This window comes from Sporomusa acidovorans, from assembly GCF_900101845.1.
In the GTDB taxonomy this organism is placed as follows: Bacteria; Bacillota; Negativicutes; order Sporomusales; family Sporomusaceae; genus Sporomusa; species Sporomusa acidovorans.
In genome coordinates, this window is the sequence record NZ_FNAM01000008.1 from 52,767 (window position 1) to 70,916 (window position 18,150).

Annotated in this window: 18 protein-coding genes, 2 pseudogenes and 2 riboswitches; of the genes and pseudogenes, 12 read left to right on the forward strand and 8 right to left on the reverse strand. The window is 47.0% G+C overall.

The genetic code is table 11. The features are described 5' to 3' along the window. Positions 1 to 150 precede the first annotated feature (150 nt). Both BLR65_RS07725 and BLR65_RS07730 read right to left on the reverse strand, forming a co-directional pair. On the reverse strand, positions 151 to 1,182 hold the full coding sequence (locus BLR65_RS07725; protein WP_093793615.1) for a sirohydrochlorin cobaltochelatase: 1,032 nt from the start codon (positions 1,180 to 1,182) through the stop codon (positions 151 to 153). Between the two features lie 462 nt (positions 1,183 to 1,644). Then, positions 1,645 to 1,825: riboswitch (cobalamin riboswitch) on the reverse strand. Positions 1,826 to 1,864: 39 nt separating this feature from the next. Beyond that, positions 1,865 to 3,409, reverse strand: coding sequence for an HD domain-containing phosphohydrolase (locus BLR65_RS07730; protein WP_093793616.1), 1,545 nt, complete (start codon positions 3,407 to 3,409; stop codon positions 1,865 to 1,867). A 200-nt stretch (positions 3,410 to 3,609) separates the two neighbouring features. After that, positions 3,610 to 3,792, reverse strand: a riboswitch (cobalamin riboswitch). Between the two features lie 331 nt (positions 3,793 to 4,123). On the opposite strand from BLR65_RS07730, the gene BLR65_RS07735 reads away from it, so the two are divergent. Continuing rightward, a complete protein-coding gene (locus tag BLR65_RS07735) occupies positions 4,124 to 4,981 on the forward strand; it encodes a class I SAM-dependent methyltransferase (protein WP_093793617.1) in 858 nt (285 codons plus the stop codon). Between the two features lie 54 nt (positions 4,982 to 5,035). Here BLR65_RS07735 and BLR65_RS07740 read toward each other — a convergent pair whose 3' ends face one another. Continuing rightward, positions 5,036 to 5,458, reverse strand: coding sequence for a DUF3842 family protein (locus BLR65_RS07740; RefSeq protein WP_093793618.1), 423 nt, complete (start codon positions 5,456 to 5,458; stop codon positions 5,036 to 5,038). A gap of 521 nt (positions 5,459 to 5,979) precedes the next feature. Between BLR65_RS07740 and BLR65_RS07745 the strand changes: the two genes are divergently transcribed. The 7 genes and pseudogenes from BLR65_RS07745 to BLR65_RS31740 all read left to right on the forward strand — a co-directional run. Further along, positions 5,980 to 6,588, forward strand: a complete 609-nt coding sequence (locus BLR65_RS07745) for an FmdE family protein (RefSeq protein ID WP_093793619.1) — start codon at positions 5,980 to 5,982, stop codon at positions 6,586 to 6,588. Between the two features lie 2 nt (positions 6,589 to 6,590). Then, a complete protein-coding gene (locus BLR65_RS07750) occupies positions 6,591 to 8,189 on the forward strand; it encodes an ABC transporter substrate-binding protein (RefSeq protein WP_211285181.1) in 1,599 nt (532 codons plus the stop codon). Between the two features lie 8 nt (positions 8,190 to 8,197). Next, a complete protein-coding gene (locus tag BLR65_RS07755) occupies positions 8,198 to 9,205 on the forward strand; it encodes an ABC transporter permease (RefSeq protein ID WP_093793620.1) in 1,008 nt (335 codons plus the stop codon). Continuing rightward, positions 9,189 to 10,031: an ABC transporter permease gene (locus BLR65_RS07760; protein ID WP_093793621.1), complete on the forward strand. Its 843-nt coding sequence runs from the start codon at positions 9,189 to 9,191 to the stop codon at positions 10,029 to 10,031. The genes BLR65_RS07755 and BLR65_RS07760 overlap by 17 nt, the downstream gene beginning before the upstream one ends. Positions 10,032 to 10,033: 2 nt before the next feature. Next, positions 10,034 to 11,707: an ABC transporter ATP-binding protein gene (locus tag BLR65_RS07765; protein ID WP_093793622.1), complete on the forward strand. Its 1,674-nt coding sequence runs from the start codon at positions 10,034 to 10,036 to the stop codon at positions 11,705 to 11,707. Between the two features lie 44 nt (positions 11,708 to 11,751). After that, the gene (locus BLR65_RS07770) at positions 11,752 to 12,582 is read left to right on the forward strand and encodes an SAM-dependent methyltransferase (RefSeq protein ID WP_093793623.1); all 831 of its coding nucleotides are present in this window, start codon (positions 11,752 to 11,754) and stop codon (positions 12,580 to 12,582) included. A gap of 85 nt (positions 12,583 to 12,667) precedes the next feature. Next, a pseudogene (locus BLR65_RS31740) lies at positions 12,668 to 12,794 on the forward strand (IS91 family transposase); the annotation flags it as partial. Here the strand turns inward: BLR65_RS31740 and BLR65_RS31745 are convergent. Both BLR65_RS31745 and BLR65_RS07780 read right to left on the reverse strand, forming a co-directional pair. Continuing rightward, positions 12,790 to 13,054 (reverse strand): annotated as a pseudogene (locus BLR65_RS31745) (transposase zinc-binding domain-containing protein); the annotation flags it as partial. The pseudogenes BLR65_RS31740 and BLR65_RS31745 overlap by 5 nt on opposite strands. Positions 13,055 to 13,182: 128 nt before the next feature. Then, on the reverse strand, positions 13,183 to 13,332 hold the full coding sequence (locus BLR65_RS07780; RefSeq protein ID WP_176772711.1) for a hypothetical protein: 150 nt from the start codon (positions 13,330 to 13,332) through the stop codon (positions 13,183 to 13,185). Positions 13,333 to 13,481: 149 nt separating this feature from the next. Here BLR65_RS07780 and BLR65_RS07785 point away from each other — a divergent pair, with 149 nt between their 5' ends. Further along, a complete protein-coding gene (locus tag BLR65_RS07785) occupies positions 13,482 to 14,192 on the forward strand; it encodes a DUF421 domain-containing protein (protein ID WP_093793625.1) in 711 nt (236 codons plus the stop codon). 80 nt (positions 14,193 to 14,272) lie between these two features. Here the strand turns inward: BLR65_RS07785 and BLR65_RS07790 are convergent, their stop codons facing one another. From BLR65_RS07790 to BLR65_RS29625, 3 genes are all read right to left on the reverse strand, one after another. Then, positions 14,273 to 14,527, reverse strand: coding sequence for a spore coat protein (locus tag BLR65_RS07790; protein ID WP_093793626.1), 255 nt, complete (start codon positions 14,525 to 14,527; stop codon positions 14,273 to 14,275). 16 nt (positions 14,528 to 14,543) lie between these two features. Next, a complete protein-coding gene (locus tag BLR65_RS07795; RefSeq protein ID WP_245692589.1) occupies positions 14,544 to 14,711 on the reverse strand; it encodes a hypothetical protein in 168 nt (55 codons plus the stop codon). A 209-nt stretch (positions 14,712 to 14,920) separates the two neighbouring features. After that, positions 14,921 to 15,082 carry a hypothetical protein gene (locus BLR65_RS29625; RefSeq protein WP_169716942.1) on the reverse strand — a complete coding sequence of 54 codons (162 nt, stop codon included), beginning with the start codon at positions 15,080 to 15,082 and terminating at the stop codon, positions 14,921 to 14,923. 365 nt (positions 15,083 to 15,447) lie between these two features. Between BLR65_RS29625 and BLR65_RS07800 the strand changes: the two genes are divergently transcribed. The 3 genes from BLR65_RS07800 to BLR65_RS07810 are packed head-to-tail and all read left to right on the forward strand — an operon-like array spanning position 15,448 to position 17,895. Next, entirely contained in the window at positions 15,448 to 15,693 is a 246-nt protein-coding gene (locus BLR65_RS07800; protein WP_093793628.1) for a FeoA family protein, read from the forward strand. A 19-nt stretch (positions 15,694 to 15,712) separates the two neighbouring features. Next, complete coding sequence (locus BLR65_RS07805; RefSeq protein ID WP_093793629.1) at positions 15,713 to 16,492, forward strand: FeoB small GTPase domain-containing protein; 780 nt, start codon at positions 15,713 to 15,715, stop codon at positions 16,490 to 16,492. Beyond that, positions 16,489 to 17,895: a nucleoside recognition domain-containing protein gene (locus tag BLR65_RS07810; protein ID WP_093793630.1), complete on the forward strand. Its 1,407-nt coding sequence runs from the start codon at positions 16,489 to 16,491 to the stop codon at positions 17,893 to 17,895. The genes BLR65_RS07805 and BLR65_RS07810 overlap by 4 nt, the downstream gene beginning before the upstream one ends. Positions 17,896 to 18,150: the final 255 nt, after the last annotated feature.

The window sequence follows — 18,150 nt, forward strand, 5'->3', positions numbered from 1 at the left end:
ATATTTTGCCAAAAACAGTTGCCCTCCGGCCCTTGGTTTTTAACCATATAACATACAAGCTTCAATCCCCTACCCATTTCTCGTGGGTTTAACGGCGACTGTCAGTTAGGCAGTTCTCCGGCTTTGGTTCATGGCTCGTCCAATCTTTCCTTATTTCATCATATGGTGAACAGCCGGCTGAACGGTCTCAGCTTCCAGTGCATTCCAGGCATCATTAGCCCGCTCAACAAAAAGTTTACGGACATTTTCATTTTCACCTAACCCATGAATATACGCCGATACATGGAAGCCTGCTTTTTCTAAAATCGATTTATGCGATTCCGGATCTGATCCTGCCATATCATTATTTGCATGATCACCGGCAACCATCATCATCGGAATCAACGTTACATTTTTAATTCCCTTTGCTTTTAATTGCGGAATGACTGTTTCTAAACCCGGCCATCCTTCTACTGTATAAATAAAGACATTATTCATACCCATTTCTTGTAAGCGGGCCTGCATAACCGAATAATAAGCATTAGCGGGATGCGGCGTACCATGATCCATTAATAAAACAGCGTCACGTTTACCGATTCTAGGGAATTCCGTCTTAATTGCCTGTAAAGCTTCCGTAACATCATCAGCTTGGTTTTCCTGTCCCATCCAATACATCAGGGACGTTCCCATGGTCATTTTTTTAAATTGATGCTTGTATAAATCAAAAATTGCACTGTCATAAGCATATTCCATTCCCGGAATAATATCTAATGTTGTAAGCGCTATACGCGTATAGCCTTCTGCTTTCAATTGAGCTAAAGCCTCTTCCGGCGTTGGAATTTTTATTCCTTCCTTTTGCTGAATTCGATCAACAATAATATGGGAAGTAAACGCTAAAACAACTTTCGTATCCGGGTGCGCAGCCTGAATGTCCGCTACAGTTTTTTCAATTGTTACCCGGCGTGAATCCGCATATGTCGTACCAAAACTCATCACAACAATAGCATCCTTATTTGCCAGATCCTTCATGCCCGCATTTTCTGATACACGTACGCCAATTTCTGCTGCCCGTTTGAGCGCCGGCGTCGCGTTTTTCACCTCAGGATTTAGTTGATAAGCCGCATACGTTGTTGCTACATTGGCACCAATAAATGCGACACATGCCATAGAACCAATGATAATTCTTTTCCATTTTTCTTCCATTTTATCTCCTCCTAATAAAAATGAGCCAATCTCTTTCCTGCGTTCGCAGATATAGTATTAGGCAGGTAGTTCTCCCGGCCCGGGGATCTTTCCGCCAAACCTTCCCGCGAACGTTCGGGTTTACCGTATAAGCAGTGTTCGCTAATCGCTTCATTCTGCAAATATATCTGATACAAGCCAGTTGTTTATTATTACATAGGCATCCTCCTCATTTTAAAATTATTATCTATATCAAAAAAATAATTGTAGAAAAGAAGGGCCAAAATGACCCGCGCCAATGGCGCAATATTCGAAAGGAGCGTAAGAAAAATGTTAGAATATATTAAAACTCCTGACCGTTTAAAGTCAGGAGTAATAACCCAGTAAGCAAATAAAAATCTCCTGGCAGGTTAACCAGGAGCGAATTTAGCAAAGTACACAAATACTTACTGTAATCCCCTCCCCATACCTCGTGGGTAACAAACGGTGATTGTCAGATAGGCAGTTCTCCTGACTTCGGATCGTCGCTTGCTTAAACCTTCCCAAGACCTGTTGTCCCAGTGGCATATCTTAAGCTTGCTCCCCGTTACAGTGGCGGGACCGCGCCGGCTTTTAACCGGTCTTCCCTATTAAGCCTGTAGGCACCTATCTCATTTATGCAATTTTCCTTACGTGCTAAAGATATCATGTCCGGAAACAATTGTCAAGCCCTACTTGCCTCATAATACGCTCGCTTATTTTCGTACATCCGCTTATCGGCCTCTTGCATTAAACACTCAGCTAAATACGCAACCTCCTCCTGCAGCTTGGCATTTCGTATCGCAACCGCGGTCTGGCTGGCCAGTGCTTCTAAAAGTTCCAGCTTCTCTTTGTCATCCTCCTTCTGGATGACCTTTTCCACAAATAAAATTCCGAGCAATTCACTCCGATAGATAATCGGAATATACCATTCCGTCCGCTTGTTCTTTGGGTCATCTACCGTTACTGTCCGCAGAGTATTGCGCAATTTTTCCGTTGCATTATGGCAGCCTTGTCCCAATATGCCTATTGCTTCCATGCTGCTGTTTTTTGCCGGCAGCAAATCGATCGTTGCCCTATTGACAACTATGATCCTTTTAATAATTCTTAAAATACCGTCTATCACTTCGCCAATGTTTAAAGCAGATGTGATAATTTGTGCTGCCTGATATAAGGCAGCCTGCCGCTCCAGGGCCGCGCTTAAACTACGGGATACTGTTTCTCTTGCAGTGACATCAATAGTAACCAATACGGTACCGATAAAACTGCCCTGCTCATCAAACACCCGTGAATATCTATTTTCGATGAATTTGCCATCACGCCCCATAAGCCGGTACCACTCATTGTTTTCACCTTCACGCAGTTGAAGCAGTTTTCCTTCTAAAATTTTGCGCCGACGAGACGGATAGTTATCCAAAAAATTTTTTCCTAATAACGAGCCTGCCGGCAATTGCCGCATTTTTTCCGCGTATGAATTGCAAAAAACTACTGTATTATTTTTATCTAAACAAATTATTCCCAAATTGGCGATATTGCGCATATACCGCATAACACCGCCGGCAGCCAAAACCTGATACATTTCTTCCTGATTAACCGGGATTGTCTTGTCTGTTTTCATCTCGGCCATAATTTTGGGAGGTGCCTGAATAAAGGCGTCTACCAGTGTTTCATCAAACTGACTGCCTGCCATACGCTTTAACTCAGCCAACGCCTGCTCCCCGTTTCTTAAATACTGATAATTTTGCACCGTTGTCATAACATCAAAAGCCTCAGCAACAAAAATGATGCGTGCTGCCAACGGAATCTCCTGTCTTTGTAATCTTTTAGGATAACCGTTTCCATCACAGCGCTCATGATGGTGAAGTACTATAGAAGCAAGTTGGCGTAATTCTTTGGAACGCAGCAGCATTTGGTAACCATACACACTATGGCGCTCCATCTCTTCGCGGTCATGCCGGTTATACACTCCTTGTTTATACAGCACTTTGATCGGCACATTAATTTTACCAATATCATGCAGCATGGCTGCCGCGCCAACATTAAGAATTTCACTTTCACTACAGCCAATCGCCTTAGCCAGCGAAACAGCATAATGAGCCACTCGCTCGGAATGTTGAAATACGTGGTTGAATTGATGCGATAAAATAGCCAGATAAAAATTAAAGTCCTCTTGTTCTTTCCACTGTGCCAAAACCGGCTTTAATCCAGCTTTATCCTCCACTTCATTCACGGTAATCCCCTCCTCCTGCCTTATTTAGCAATAGTAGCGGTGTACTTGTCGCAAAAAAAACGACCTTCAACAGATCGGGGAAAGAACACAGCAGGCTAATAAAAAACTCCTGGCAGCAACATACCAGGAGTGAATTAGAAAGCTGACGCAGGAAAACCAAACGTCACTGTAATCCCCTCCCCATACCTCGTGGGTAACAAACGGTGATTGTCAGATAGGCAGTTCTCCTGGCTACGGATCATTGTTTACTTAAACCTTCCCAGAACCTATTGTTCCAGTGGCATATTTTAAGCTTGCTCCCCGTTACAGTGGCGGGACCGCGCCGGTATCGCACCGGTCTTCCCTATTAAGCCCCGTAGGGCACCTATCTCAAATATTCTCTTGTATTAAATTCAGTATATCTGCCTCTTAAAAGATTTGTCAAGTTCAAATAGACTATTTTTTTAGCCTTACACATCCCACCCGCCAACTTCTGCTCAGGGTTTTCACCTTACGATTCCTTGTTCTAATTGACAATCGTGCTGAAACAATTTATAGTTAAAGTAGTTGTTTTGAATCATGAAGATTCAGCCTTTCGGTATGAAACCCGGGGATATAACCCTTGGACGTTCATGCCTTTTTTTATCCGACTGAAAAAATTACTTTTTGATATCCTTACCGATTGGGTACCGGCTAATTCTTTTCCTAACAGCATTTTCAGGAAGGTGACAATATATGTGCAATACTAAATTTTGGACAGATGCCTGGCAGGAAGTAAGAAATACCTCTAATCAAGCACCCAGTTATAGCAACAAGCAAGGCTGGCAGCAATTCTGGAATACGTTTGCCGAATTGCATGCCTTGCGCAACCGCCAGAGCCGTTCTATTTATAACACCATTGTTGAAGGACTGGTAGCCGACAAGGTGATCAGTCCCTTCAGCACAGTGCTTGATATTGGCTGCGGACCCGGTACCTATACGCTGCCGCTGGCTTCCAAGGTCAGACAGGTAACCGGACTGGACACAGCCAGCAATATGCTTTCCATGTTAAAGACCGAGGCCATCCATGAAGGGCTTACCTGCCGGATTGAGCCGTTAGAGGCAGACTGGCTTGATTTTCCGGCAGAACCTGCCTATGATGTCGTATTTGCGGCAAATACAACCGCCATTAACGATTATGACAGTTTAATGAAAATGAATGAAGTGTCCCGCGGTGTCTGCTGCCTGATTGGGTTTGCCGGCACCTACCATATCAAGGTTCGCGCTCTCCTGTGGGAACACCTTATGGGAGAACCGCCTGAGCATATGGCCTTCGACATTCAGTATCCTTTTAATATTCTCTACCATGAACGCTTTTTGCCAAATATTAAATTTTACAGTTACCGCGAACGTTACCGGGAAACCTTATCCTATATGATTGATTATTACACCGGCTACTTTAAACTATTTGGCCTGGAAGGCCCGGAGACAACTGCCAAAATTATCGAGTTTCTCACCAACCGCGCCGTTGAAGATTATTGTACCGAATCCATTAATACCACCATCGGCGTACTTTGGTGGCGCGCTGACCGCAAGGCGACAATTATTGAATAGCTGACCGATAATACAGTCAAAATAAAAACAACCCCAGGCGGGTTGTTTTTTTGTTTACCAGGATTTTCCTTGAATAAGTTCGCTTACTTTCGCAACCGCTTCTTTAATGGACGTCACCATTGGCCGGCTTTCCAACCCAACAATATCAAAGTGTTGTTGATTAACCGGAATCAGAACTTTATGCGCGTCGGCGGAAGCTACTGCTTCGGCAATTTTAGGCGTAATTTCACCCATTAATGAATTGGGAATAATAATACCAATAGGTCCTACAACCACATCAACCTTCCGAATGGAAACGATCACGGCATTTTCGCCGCTTGCCCCCCGCATAGCCCCGGCCCGCACCATATTATTTGTCGCCAGCGCATTAGTCCCCAGCGCAATAATATCTGCCTTTTGGCCTAGCTGTGACGAAAGATGTGTAACCAACTGTACACCAAGACCTCCGCCCATCCCATCGATAACTGCGATTAACATATTCTTTTACCACCTTCCGTTACGCTACAATGGACGATTCAGCTCTATATTCGTCCAATAAGTCCCCAACTCCTGCAAATCCTTTATTTTCCATGACAAAACGCGGCCTAATCAATGCCAAGACAACAGATCCTAATAGAAAAGCCATGAAAATATCGCTCTACACGAATACCTTCATGGCAGTATTTCAACACAGCAATTTTCCATGCTATTCAACTAAGAAAGCTCTGTTCGTAATAGGCCGTATTCCCTACGGCCCAGGCAGCTTCAACTGCCTTTACTGCCTTGATTGTACCAAAATTCACTTTTATATGTCAATACATAGCCGATATTATTCAAAATATAAGTATTTGCTCAGAAATAGTTGTTGACAAGCATGCTTCACATACAGGATAATAAGAATATAAAATTTAACATATTTTGAAACTAAAGGCATGAAGCCGTGTTGGAGACTGCAGTCTCCCGCAGTTCTTTATGTCTTTTTTTAATTTATCAAATAAAAATATTGGAGGTATGACCCCATGAACACTCGCCCTGCTGACTATCAAAAAGCTATTGATTTTCACGGACACTGCTGCCCCGGGTTAACGATTGGCTATCTGGCTGCTAAAGCCGCCCTGGCCCGCCTCAAGGTGGAACGTGCCAACGACGAAGAGCTTGTCACTATTGTCGAATCAGATGGCTGCGGCATTGATGCTATTCAGGTACTCTTAGGCTGCACCATCGGCAAAGGCAACCTCATCTACAAAGATTACGGCAAACAGGCCTATACGGTCGGCAACCGCAGCACAGGTGAAGCTGTACGGGTAGTTATGACCGGTGATATGGTACCGCTGACAGCCGAACAGGAAACCATTAAAGCCGCCGTATTCAGCGGACAAGCCACGCTTGAACAGGAAGAAAGCTGGCAAAAACTCCAGTCCGAACGCACTGCCCGCTTGCTAGCTACACCACTGGAAGAACTTTTCAAAATTCAGAATGTCGAGCTTAATCTACCGTCAGAGGCTAAAATTTTCAACTCGGTGATCTGCGAATATTGCGGGGAAAAGGTGATGGAAGCCCGCGCCCGTCTGAAAAACGGCAAAATTGCCTGCCTCGCCTGTACGGAAGAATATACCCGGGGGTGGTAAGCTTGACCGGCAACAAATGCTTACTTATAGCCTTGCTGGTCATGTCCCTCACTTTCTCACTGCTTGGCTGCGGGGGATCGCCAACCAGTCCGGCCTCACAGGTCGGGAACCAAGTCTACACCATCGCGGATGCCACCGGTGATTACGGCTTTCCTTCCCCGTTTGCCCATTATGCCCGCGGTCCCGGCTATATCCGCATGAGTATGCTTTTTGATACATTAATCTGGAAAGATGCCAACGGCTATATCCCGTCACTGGCCGCCAAGTGGGAGTATCGCCCGGACGATAACGCCTATCTTTTTACGTTAGTGGAATCAGCGACCTGGCATGACGGTCAAAAAATCACTGCCACCGATGTGGTGTTTACCTTTGACTATCTAAAAAAACATTCTTACCAAACAACCGATACCACAATGGTTAAAACCGTAGAAGCCGTTGACAGCCAAACCGTAAAAATTATTCTCTCCCGCCCGTATGCGCCGTTCTTAGAGCAAGTCGCCGGCACTGTCCCCATTTTGCCCAAACATATCTGGCAAAGCATTACCGATCCGGCTCAATTCCGTCAGCCGGAAGCGCTTGTTGGTTCCGGCCCGTTTAAGCTGGTTGACTACAATAAAGAACAGGGTTCGTATCTGTACGAAGCCTATGATGGCTATTATCAGGGCAAAGCCAAATTTCAGCAGCTAAAATTTATCAAAATGAATGCCGATATGGCGGCAGCCGCGTTAAAACAGCATCAGGTCGATATGGCCCAAATTCCTTTTGAGTTAGCCAAGCCCCTGGAGCAGGCCGGTCTAAAAATCCTGACCATGCCGCATGACTGGATTGCCAAACTGGTTATCAACCACCAAAAAGAACCATTTGATAATGTCGACTTCCGGCAAGCCTTAGCCTATGCGATTGATCGTAAGGCACTGATTGAAACCACCTTACGCGGACAAGCGCTTCCCGGTAATCCTGGCCTTGTCCCCCCTGACAGTCAGTGGTGCAACCCGGCCTTAGCCGCTATGTACCCTTACAGTCCGGACAGCGCGAGGAAACTGCTGGCCAGACTCGGTTATAGCAAGGCCGGCAGCTATTGGGAAAAAGGCGGACAGCCGCTAGCAGTTGAACTGCTCGTTGCTGCCAAAGCCGGTGCTCCGGGTTCTCCCGGCGAACGCCAGGGAGAATTCATTAAAGCGCAATTAGAGCAATTGGGTATAAAAGTAAACCTGCAAGCTCTGGAAAGTAAAACTCTCGACAGCCGCATCAATGAAGGTAATTTTGAACTGGCTTTAAATGGCCACGGCGGATTGGGAGCAGACCCAAATTATCTGACAAACATGATTCTGGGCAAAAGCTTCAGCAGCGCCCGCTATCATCAGAACCAGCAACTTGCCGGTTTGCTTGCCGACCAGGCTGCTCTTATGGATTACGCCGCCCGCAAACAACGAATCGACGAAATCCAGAGTATCTTTGCCGCCGATATTCCGGCCATAGCTTTATACTATCCTACCTGGTACTATGCATACAGCAACAGAGCCGATCTGTATTTTACCAAACAAGGCATCGGCTCGGGCGTTCCTATTCCCTTAAATAAAATGTCATTTATTAACAACTAGAGGTTACTATGCAAACCACTAAAACAGCCGTTGACTACGCAATTGCGTTAACGGCTATTCTCGTTCTTAACTTCCTATTACCCCGGCTGTTGCCGGGCGATCCGCTGCAAGCCATTTACGGGGACGAGGCGTTAATGACCATGACACCCGCGATGCAGGCTGAATTAGTTCACCGGTTTGCCCTTGATCAGACCTGGCAGGAGCAGTTTGTTGCCTATATATTGGCACTCTCGCACGCCGACCTGGGGTATTCTTATTTTTACCATACTTCTGTCACAAGTGTAATTGCCGGCGTACTCCCCTGGACGCTGCTGCTGGTTGTACTCGCCTTTGCCTTTTCAACACTACTGGGCAGCTTGCTGGGTATTGAGTCGGGCTACCGCCGGGGCAGTAAACAAGACGGCTGCCTGCTGGGCATAATGATGTTCTTCAGTGGTTTTCCCGACTTTTTTGCCGGCATTGTGCTGTTGCTGATTTTTGGCGTTTCTCTGGCCTGGCTGCCTTTGTCCGGCGCGCTTACCCCCTATAGCGGCTTTACGGGGTTCAGGTTATTTGTCGACATCGTGCAGCATCTGGTGCTGCCACTTACGGCACTGGTGCTTGTCCGGCTGACTGCTGCTTACCTGTTTTCCCGCAGTGCTATCGCCGGCCTGATGGGCGAGCCTTTCATCCGGACGGCCCGGGCAAAAGGCTGTCCGGATATTGCCATCCGCTATCGTCACGCGGCGCGCGCGGCATTCCTGCCAATGGCCGTTGCTGCCGGACTCAGTTTCATTCATGTAGTTGGCGGCGTCCTGTTTATCGAGACAGTTTTTTCCTATCCCGGTCTTGGCTCGTTACTCTACAAAGCCGTACTTACCCGTGACTATCCGCTGCTGCAGGGCATTTTACTGCTGGCCGCCATACTCGTTCTGTTTGTTAATTTGGTCACTGACCTGCTGTGTGTACGGCTCGACCCTCGCACCGCAGCCAAACCGGCAAAAGCAAGGAGCGATAACCATGCATATCCGGTATGATAGTGCACTGACGGCCAGCCCCTTTGGCCGCCTGGGATTGTCGCTGCTGTTTATCGCACTTACCGCCGCTTTGTTGGCCCCGCTGCTTGTCAAATACTCTCCCGCTGCTTATACAGGCGACATTTTTCATCCTCCCTGTGCCGAATACTGGTTGGGAACTAACGAAGTGGGACAGGATATCTGGGCTCAGCTTATTTATGGCGCCCGGACTTCCCTTACCGTCGCCGGCGGTACAGCGGTCCTGGCCGTGGCCCTCAGCCTGCTGCTCGGCGGCTTGGCGGCAATCCTGGGATCTCTCGTCGACCGGGTAATTTTGCGCCTGATCGACATTTGGCTGGTCCTGCCGCCGGTAATTGTGGTTACTCTGTTTGCCGCCTATCTGCGTCCCAGCGTATTGTTATTAATCACTCTGCTGGCTGCCTTTATGTGGCCCGGCGGCGCCCGCATTGTGCGGGCACAAACACTGGTTCTAAAAAATAAGGCCAGTTATGCGGCCGCTACTACCTTTGGTGCTCCTAAACGGTACTTATTGCGAAAACACATTCTTCCCGACCTCGGACCTACGCTTTCGGCCCTGTTTATTCAATACGCCCGCCGTGCCATTTTTATGGAAGCCGGTCTCTCTTTCCTGGGAATCAGCGACCCCGGTCTTATCAGTTGGGGAAAAATGATGCAGCAGGCAATGGCCTTCACCTACCTTGACGTGTGGCAGTGGTGGCTGCTACCACCCGGTTTGGCCGTGTCACTCACTATTGCCGGACTGGCCTTCACCGGGCTGGCACTCGAGACCGTCCTCGACCCCCGGCTGCGTTCAGAAAAGAGGTAATTATGGCACAAACAGAGAATATACTTACTATTCAAAACCTGTATGTCAGCTATGGCACAACCAACATCCTAAAGGATATTAACTTAACCGTCAAAGCCGGACAAACGCTGGCGGTCATTGGTGAATCCGGAGCCGGCAAAAGCTCGCTGGCCCTCGCCATTGCCGGACTTTGCGCCGGCGGCGCTACAGGCACAGTCTGTTTTAAAAACCAAAATCTGCTTACAGCTTCACAAGAAGAGATGCGCTGCATCAGAGGCAACGATATCTCCCTCGTTTTTCAAAATACCGACAATGCTCTGCACCCTTTATATACGGCAGTCGAACAAGTAACCGAAGCCATTATGCTGCACCAGGCTATCGACAAGTCTACCGCCGGTCAGTTAGCCCTGGATACTCTGGCCGCCACCGGCATAACCGGCGAGCTGGCCGGGCTGCGTCCGCATGAATTAAGCGGCGGTCAGCAGCAGCGCGTGCTGATCGCCATGGCACTTGTCAACAATCCCGAGTTGCTGCTCCTGGACGAACCAACCGCCGCCCTGGACCCATTAACCAAGCAGGAAATTACCGTTCTTTTACAGCAGTCTGCCGCCGGCCGCGCTTGTATTCTTATCACCCATGATATTGCCACAGCCGCCGAACTGGCCGACACCGTTGCGGTGCTCTACGGCGGCCGGATCATTGAACTGGGCCCGGCCCGGACAGTGCTGAAAGACCCGCGCCACCCCTATACCCGCGGTCTCTTAAGAGCCTACCCGAATATGACTACTGTCAAAGACCTGCAAGGAATTCCCGGCAGTATGCAACATGATCTTCCCGGCTGCCCGTTTCAGCCCCGCTGCACCCAGAGCCTGCCGGATACCTGCCAGGCTTCCATGCCTGCTCTTACCCTGACTGCCGGACGTAACCTCGCCTGCCATCGCGGCGGTATTGTACCGGTGCTGCAAATAACCAACCTGACCAAAGCATGGGATGAACGTCTGGTGGTTCAAAACCTAACCTTCACTTTGTACGAAGGAGAAACCCTGACTATTATCGGGGAAAGCGGCTCAGGAAAAACCACACTGGCCAAAACCATCATGGGACTTACGCCTCTTTCGTCCGGTGAAATCCGCCTCAACGGCAATAAAATCACCGAACGCAAGCTTGATTTTTATCAACAAGTTCAATTGGTCTTTCAGAATCCCAAAGAAGCACTCAGCCACCGTCTGACCGTCTGTCAATTAATTAAAGAACCGCTGGATATACAAAATATCGGCACGGAAACTGACAGAGTAACGACTGTTCAACAGTTGCTCACCGAAGTCGAATTACCGGCAACCGATATCTTTCTCCATAAATACCCGCACCAGCTAAGCGGCGGCGAGGCGCAACGGGTAGTCATTGCCCGTGCTTTAGCCTTAAACCCTAAAATATTGATTGCCGACGAACCGACGTCGGCCCTGGATGCCAGCATTCAGGCCAAAATCATCAAACTTCTGCTCAACCTGCAGGAAAATCGCGGCCTGGCCATGCTATTTATTACCCATGATATGGCGCTGGCAAGAAAAATCAGTGACCGCCTGGCCGTTATCCAGCATGGCAAAATTGTCGAAGAAGGGCCGGCCCAGCTGCTTACCGTCAATCCTTCCCATCCCTATACCAGAAAACTACTGGCGGCGGCCGCCCGTTTCCCTTAGCAGTAACCCCTGGACTATTAAACCAAATATGAGGTGACACCCTTATGTACAATGCTCAATTCTGGGCCAATGCGTGGGCTGAATACCGTCAGTCCGGAAATAAACGGCGTCCTGATCCCCAAGCCCGGGAAGAATTCTGGAACCATTTTTCCGGGCGCTATGCCAAACATAATGACGACAACCGGCAAATCCATCAGGACATTATCGACAATCTTGCAGCGCAAGGGGCCGTCCAGGCGGGCGACACCCTGCTTGACATCGGCTGCGGTCCCGGCACTTATGCTTTACCGCTGGCTGCCAAAGGCGTTAAGGTTACCGGTCTGGACACTGCCGGTCAAATGCTGGCTGCTCTCAAAGACAAAGCACTTAAAACAGGCCTGTCCGCTATGATTACTACCAGAAAAGCCGACTGGAACGACTTGCCGTCAGAGCCTTCCTATGATATCGCTTTTGCCGCTAAGAGCCCGGCAATCAACGATTATGACAGCCTGATGAAAATGACCAAAATAGCCCGAAAATTCTGCTGCCTTATCGGCTTTGCCGGCCGGCATACCCTCGAACTTCGCCACCTGTTATGGGAAAAACTCTTGCAAGAACCGGCTCCCGCCCCTTCTTTTGATATTATCTACCCGCTTAATATCCTTTATCAGGAGGGCTACCGCCCTAATCTTTCTTTTTATAGCTACAGCAATAGCGAACAAGAACCGCTGAACTATCTGTGGGAACACTACACCCGCTACTTTTCTATGCTCGGTGTTAGCGGCCCGGACGTTGAAGCCGGTATTCACAGTTTCCTGCAAGAACGCGCCGTGGACGGGTATTGCACCGAAAAGTCGGCGACGACTGTCGGCGTTATGTGGTGGAAAGTAAATTAAGAAACATTAAGAAAACAACGAGGACCTAGCCGTAAAGGCTAGGTCCTCGTTGTTCCTGTTTACGTTACCGGCGCAAAAATATAGTGTATTGAAATTATTGAGAAAGAAACTAAGTCGAGAAGAAATCAAACGGATACAGCCGCTATTGCAACAAGCATGGAAAAATCACGAAAGGATTTTATATATATGCACCCAAACAGAAAGGTAATGTATGAGAACAATTGCGCATTCCTCTGCTTCTCCACTTGAGCAACTTGTGCAGAATCGACTCCGGCAGCGATAGGCTACTATTTTTACATCATGACAGCCTTCACATACAAACAACTCAAATCCCTGTTGTGGATCTCCGCAATGTTGAAACTTTTCAACCTCTTTTCGAACTACTGGTCGAATTCTTCTTCCATACTTTTCGACGAATTGTCCAATGCTGTTTTGCATCAAAAAGGATCTGCCATAAAATGTTCCTTTTCATACTACTCTATTCCGCAAACCCGCGTCGTTTCTCCTGTCACGACTAGGGTCCTCCCATATGACGGCCGATCATAAAGGCAGAAAGCGAACCCAGCAGGTAGCCTAGCAGCGATACCAACCAAGCTATGATCATAATAAACTCCCCTTGTTTCGACAAGAAACCGGCCAAAGCACCAACACGCTGCCGGGAAAGGGCAGTCCTATTGCTTCTAAAAAAACTCCGATAAATACCCCTGGCAATCCCAAGCTGCTTAAAATTTCCAGAATCCTGTCAAACAAAACATCCCCTCCCCAGCCTTTATTATGGCTGAGAAGGGGATTAAATATTTGTTTGGCTGACCTGTTTCAATGCATTGTTTTAGCATATTTTTCCTATTTATTGTCCAATATATATTTTGTAACCAAAATTATATAAAGGACGTGAGAAGATGGTCTGGCAAGAATATATCCGGGATACCTGGCAAACAACGTTAGTTTTTTTAAGTTTATTAGTCTTCACCCGCATTTTAGGAAATACGCAAATTGGGCAATTAACCTTTTATGAATATATCAGTGGTATTACTATCGGTTCTATCGCGGGCACGGTTGCAGGATCTGACCCTGATAAAGTGTGGAACCACTACTATGATTTAGTTTTAATGATAGCACTTACCTATTTTTTCTCGTTTCTTACTATAAAAAGCCGTCCACTTAGAAAAATGATTGAGGGTTCCTCCACGGTTGTGATTGAAAATGGCCGTATCTTAGAAGAAAACATGCGAAGTATGCGCTATGATTTAGATGAATTAACAGGGCAATTGCGTCAACAGGGTATCCTTGATCTCGATGAGGTACAATATGCCATCATAGAAACATCCGGTAATCTAAGTATTATTAAAAAAAGCGACTATCAGCCTATGACCAAGAGTGATTTTGGCATTCACCTGCCTCCTCCCGCTTTCCCGGTAGAGCTGATCATGGACGGAGAAATCATTGAACAAAACCTCCACAAGAAAAATCTAACGAAAACCTGGTTGGAGAAACAATTAAGCACACGCGGTATCTCCAAGGTATCTCAGGTAACTTATGCCTCAATTGATTCGAAAGGCCAATTATTTGTTAGTTGCAAAACTTCTGCCAGGAATCAGAATGACAATTAACAGGCAACCTTTATATTGACAGCTATAAAGTAATTAACCCGCACCTCACATGATGCGGATTAATTACTGTTTATTATTCTTTACATTGACAGACTCATTAACTCAGATTTTACTTGCTGAATATCGTTTGACGTAGCAGGGGCAGCCGGCTTGTAATACCCCTTTTGTTGTGCCGTTTGAGCAATCTGATACTGCCGCTGTTCATCCTGGTTTCTCATTTGCTGAAAGGTTGAACGCAATTGAGAATTACCTGTTTCGGCAATTACATTAGCATAGGTGGCTAAACTGCCTTTGATCATGGCTAAATAATCATTGAGCATATCTTTATCATTCATAATTTGGCTTCCCTCCTTATTGTAAAAATGACATCAGTTTCTGTTTTGAGCTTCTGGCTGTCGCTGCGTCTTGTTGAAACATTTGCTTGAGCTGTGTATCATTGCACTGCTGAGCGTACGCTTCCAGTTTATTGGCCACCGTTTCATGACCGCCAATCATGTGGCGTAAATGTTGAAGCTCCATTTGATTTAATTGCGCCAAAGTTAACACTCCCTTCCATATATTACACAATTATTATGGATTGAAATATTCTTCATTATTCAGGTAAAATGAGGTAATTTAACTGCTGTTATTACGAGCCGTTATTGGGATTGCTTTAACAAAGGAGCCGGGATGAAACGTAAGCGTTTCAGCGTGACTCCTTTCGTATTATAGCGCTTCCCTATATTTTTTCAAACAGCATTCCAAAATTTCTTGGCAATGTCAGCTAATGAACAGGCCACAGAAGTAAAAGCGCAGGTTCCTTCGGTTTCTGCATCATTGGTATAAACATATAATTTACAATCTATCCTACATTTTTGATCCTCTTTATTAAAAGGACAAAATTCTCGCATGTTACTACCCCCTAAATATTTTATCCGTTGGCTGAGTCCCCGCTGCTTAAAATGTTAAGAATCCATCCGATCAAATAATATCCCTTAGCCTATTATGGCTGACAATACTATCAAATATTTATCCGACTGGCCAAGCATTTCTAATCTTGATCACGTTTAAATTTTTTTACTTTTCCAGTAGCACTTTTCTCTTTTTCCCATATCCTATAGCAGACGGTTGAAAAATTGGTGTTAGCTTACGCTAACCGTTTTTACCGGGCCGTATGTTAGCGATAGCTAACCTTTCTTTACCCAATGGTGTTAGCTATCGCTAACCTTTCTTTGAGGAAAAACTTAGCTAAGGCAAATACAAGGAGGTTTACAGTATGCAAAGCCCTGCAAAAACATCCACTTTGGCAGACCTAGCGGTAGGCACAACATGTAAAATATCATCCGTAGAACTTGACAGCTTGCTCAGAAGACGGATTCTGGACCTGGGCATTCTGCCGGGAACTCAGGTACAGTGCGTCAGGAAAAGTCCGGCGGGCGACCCCATTGCGTTTAAAGTGCGTGACACTACCATAGCACTGCGCAGTGATGACGCTAGCTTGATTAAAATATACCCTATGTAATATATGGAGGCGAATAACTGTGAATAGGCAAGTAGAAAACCGCGGCCGGGTGCTGCGTGAACATTTCGGCATAACTCCTGAACCAGGACAATACGTTATCGCCCTGGCCGGTAACCCCAACGTTGGCAAAAGTACTGTATTTAATGCACTAACTGGTCTAAGACAGCATACCGGCAACTGGCCTGGCAAAACGGTAGATAACGCCCAAGGCACTTTTACTTATCGTAAGAAGCCTTTCCTGCTGGTTGACCTGCCAGGAACCTATTCAATACTGGCGCACACAGTGGAAGAACAGGTTGCCCGTGATTTTATTTGCTTTGGCGAGCCGGATGCTACCCTCGTAGTGTTAGATGCCACCTGTCTGGAGCGCAATTTGAACCTTGCCCTGCAGGTGATGGAAATTACCCCCAACGTTATTGTCTGTGTGAACCTCATCGACGAAGCCAGGAAGAAAAATATCACGATTGATTTCCCGGCGTTGGAAAAAGAACTCGGCGTACCTGTCGTAGCTACCGCTGCACGAAAATCGGAAGGATTAGATACTCTCCGGGAAACTTTATATCAGGTTAGCACCGGTGCCCGCAAATATAGTCCCCGGCAGCTTGTTTATTCGCCGTCTGTAGAAGAGGCGGTACAGGGGCTTTTACCCAATCTTCAGTGCCTTGTTGACCACAAACTGAATCCCCGTTGGGTTGCACTCCGGCTGCTGGACGGCGATAAGGCATTCATTGAGAGCATCAGCCGTCACTTAGACCTTCAGTCAAATTTGAAAGTACTTCAGGAGGTAGCAGCTTTATGAACGGAAAAATCAAACCCATGACAACGCTGGCGGAAATCTGCACGGAAGCGGATAAGCTTCGCCTCCGTTCCGGCAACTCGCTTGGGGATACGATTGTATCCGACATTTACGCCAACGCGGAACAGATAGCGCGTAAAGTTGTCACCCACAACACTCCGGGCAAACTTACCTGGGATACTAAACTTGATGATATCCTCACATCCCGTTTATTCGGATATCCGATTATGCTGGCGCTTCTGAGCATCGTTTTCTGGCTAACAATCGAAGGGGCCAATATTCCCTCTGAAATCATTGGAGATGCGCTGTTTGCTTTCCAAGATCAGCTTACCGAATGGTTTAAGCTTGCCGGAGCTCCTGACTGGCTTCACGGTGTCTTGGTACTTGGCCTCTATCGGGCGCTAGCCTGGGTTGTGTCTGTTATGCTGCCGCCGATGGCCATTTTCTTCCCCCTGTTTACCTTATTAGAGGATTTAGGTTATTTACCTAGGGTCGCGTTTAATATGGATAACATGTTTAAAAAATGCAAAGCATGTGGTAAGCAGATCTTAACGATGTGCATGGGCTTTGGCTGTAATGCAGCCGGAGTTGTCGCTTGCCGCATCATCGACTCCCCGCGTGAACGGCTGATTGCCCTATTGACCAATAATTTTGTTCCCTGTAACGGGCGTTTTCCCACTCTCATCGCCATCGCTACTATTTTTATGGGGGGAGCGGTAGCAACCGAATTATCATCGCTTACCGTGTCGCTGGTTATTACAGCTACTGTACTCATTGGCATTGCAGTAACTTTTGCGGTATCTTGGGGGCTATCCCATACCATCCTCAAAGGAGAACCTTCCTCCCTGGTCTTGGAACTCCCACCCTACCGTCCGCCGCAAATCGGAGCGATCATCTACCGCTCGATCATCGACCGTACGCTCTTTGTATTACGACGCGCTGTAGTCATGGCCGCTCCGGCTGGCGCCATCACCTGGATTCTTGGCAATGTCTACATAGGAGACCTGAGTATCATCGGTCATCTGGCAAGTTGGCTACAGCCAATTGGCTATGCCATTGGTCTTGACGGATTCATTCTCCTGGCATTCATCCTCGGCCTGCCTGCCAATGAAATCGTGGTTCCCATTCTCCTCATGAGTTATCTGGCCACAGGCCAAATGATGGAGTTTGACAGCCTGGATGAACTCCGCCAAATATTACTCGACCACGGCTGGACCTGGTTAACTGCCGTCTGTACGATGTTATTTTGCCTGCTGCACTGGCCGTGTACCACGACTTTGCTCTCTGCCTATAAAGAATCCGGCAGTGCCAAATGGACTTTGCTCGCCTTCCTCCTTCCAACAGTCATCGCTTTCGCCGTCTGTCTCATCGTAGCGCAATCCGCCAGAATCCTTGGTTTTGCCTAATAGTTCCCCAATTACTATGCTGTTCATATTTCAATAATAATAGATAGAACCTTAATCCCTCCAAAATTCTATAAGGTCTATAGCCATGGCTGCCACCATGGCTACAGACCCATCGTCACAACATCCGGACAGTAATCGTTTTTCTATGCTTTGACGCAGCCGGCCCCTTCATCGGTATAGCTTAAAATAATAAAGGGCTACTCGCCGGTAGCCCTAAAAACTATCCCTGCTTATTTTTAAATATAACCCGGGGCC

Excerpts from the sequence above, each read along its gene's own strand:
- BLR65_RS07725 (WP_093793615.1), bottom strand. The coding sequence starts at position 1,182 with ATGGAAGAAAAATGGAAAAGAATTATCATTGGTTCTATGGCATGTGTC.
- BLR65_RS07735 (WP_093793617.1), top strand. The coding sequence starts at position 4,124 with ATGTGCAATACTAAATTTTGGACAGATGCCTGGCAGGAAGTAAGAAAT.
- BLR65_RS07740 (WP_093793618.1), bottom strand. The coding sequence starts at position 5,458 with ATGTTAATCGCAGTTATCGATGGGATGGGCGGAGGTCTTGGTGTACAG.
- BLR65_RS07745 (WP_093793619.1), top strand. The coding sequence starts at position 5,980 with ATGAACACTCGCCCTGCTGACTATCAAAAAGCTATTGATTTTCACGGA.
- BLR65_RS07755 (WP_093793620.1), top strand. The coding sequence starts at position 8,198 with ATGCAAACCACTAAAACAGCCGTTGACTACGCAATTGCGTTAACGGCT.
- BLR65_RS07760 (WP_093793621.1), top strand. The coding sequence starts at position 9,189 with ATGCATATCCGGTATGATAGTGCACTGACGGCCAGCCCCTTTGGCCGC.
- BLR65_RS07765 (WP_093793622.1), top strand. The coding sequence starts at position 10,034 with ATGGCACAAACAGAGAATATACTTACTATTCAAAACCTGTATGTCAGC.
- BLR65_RS07770 (WP_093793623.1), top strand. The coding sequence starts at position 11,752 with ATGTACAATGCTCAATTCTGGGCCAATGCGTGGGCTGAATACCGTCAG.
- BLR65_RS07785 (WP_093793625.1), top strand. The coding sequence starts at position 13,482 with ATGGTCTGGCAAGAATATATCCGGGATACCTGGCAAACAACGTTAGTT.
- BLR65_RS07790 (WP_093793626.1), bottom strand. The coding sequence starts at position 14,527 with ATGAATGATAAAGATATGCTCAATGATTATTTAGCCATGATCAAAGGC.
- BLR65_RS07795 (WP_245692589.1), bottom strand. The coding sequence starts at position 14,711 with ATGGAGCTTCAACATTTACGCCACATGATTGGCGGTCATGAAACGGTG.
- BLR65_RS29625 (WP_169716942.1), bottom strand. The coding sequence starts at position 15,082 with ATGCGAGAATTTTGTCCTTTTAATAAAGAGGATCAAAAATGTAGGATA.
- BLR65_RS07800 (WP_093793628.1), top strand. The coding sequence starts at position 15,448 with ATGCAAAGCCCTGCAAAAACATCCACTTTGGCAGACCTAGCGGTAGGC.
- BLR65_RS07810 (WP_093793630.1), top strand. The coding sequence starts at position 16,489 with ATGAACGGAAAAATCAAACCCATGACAACGCTGGCGGAAATCTGCACG.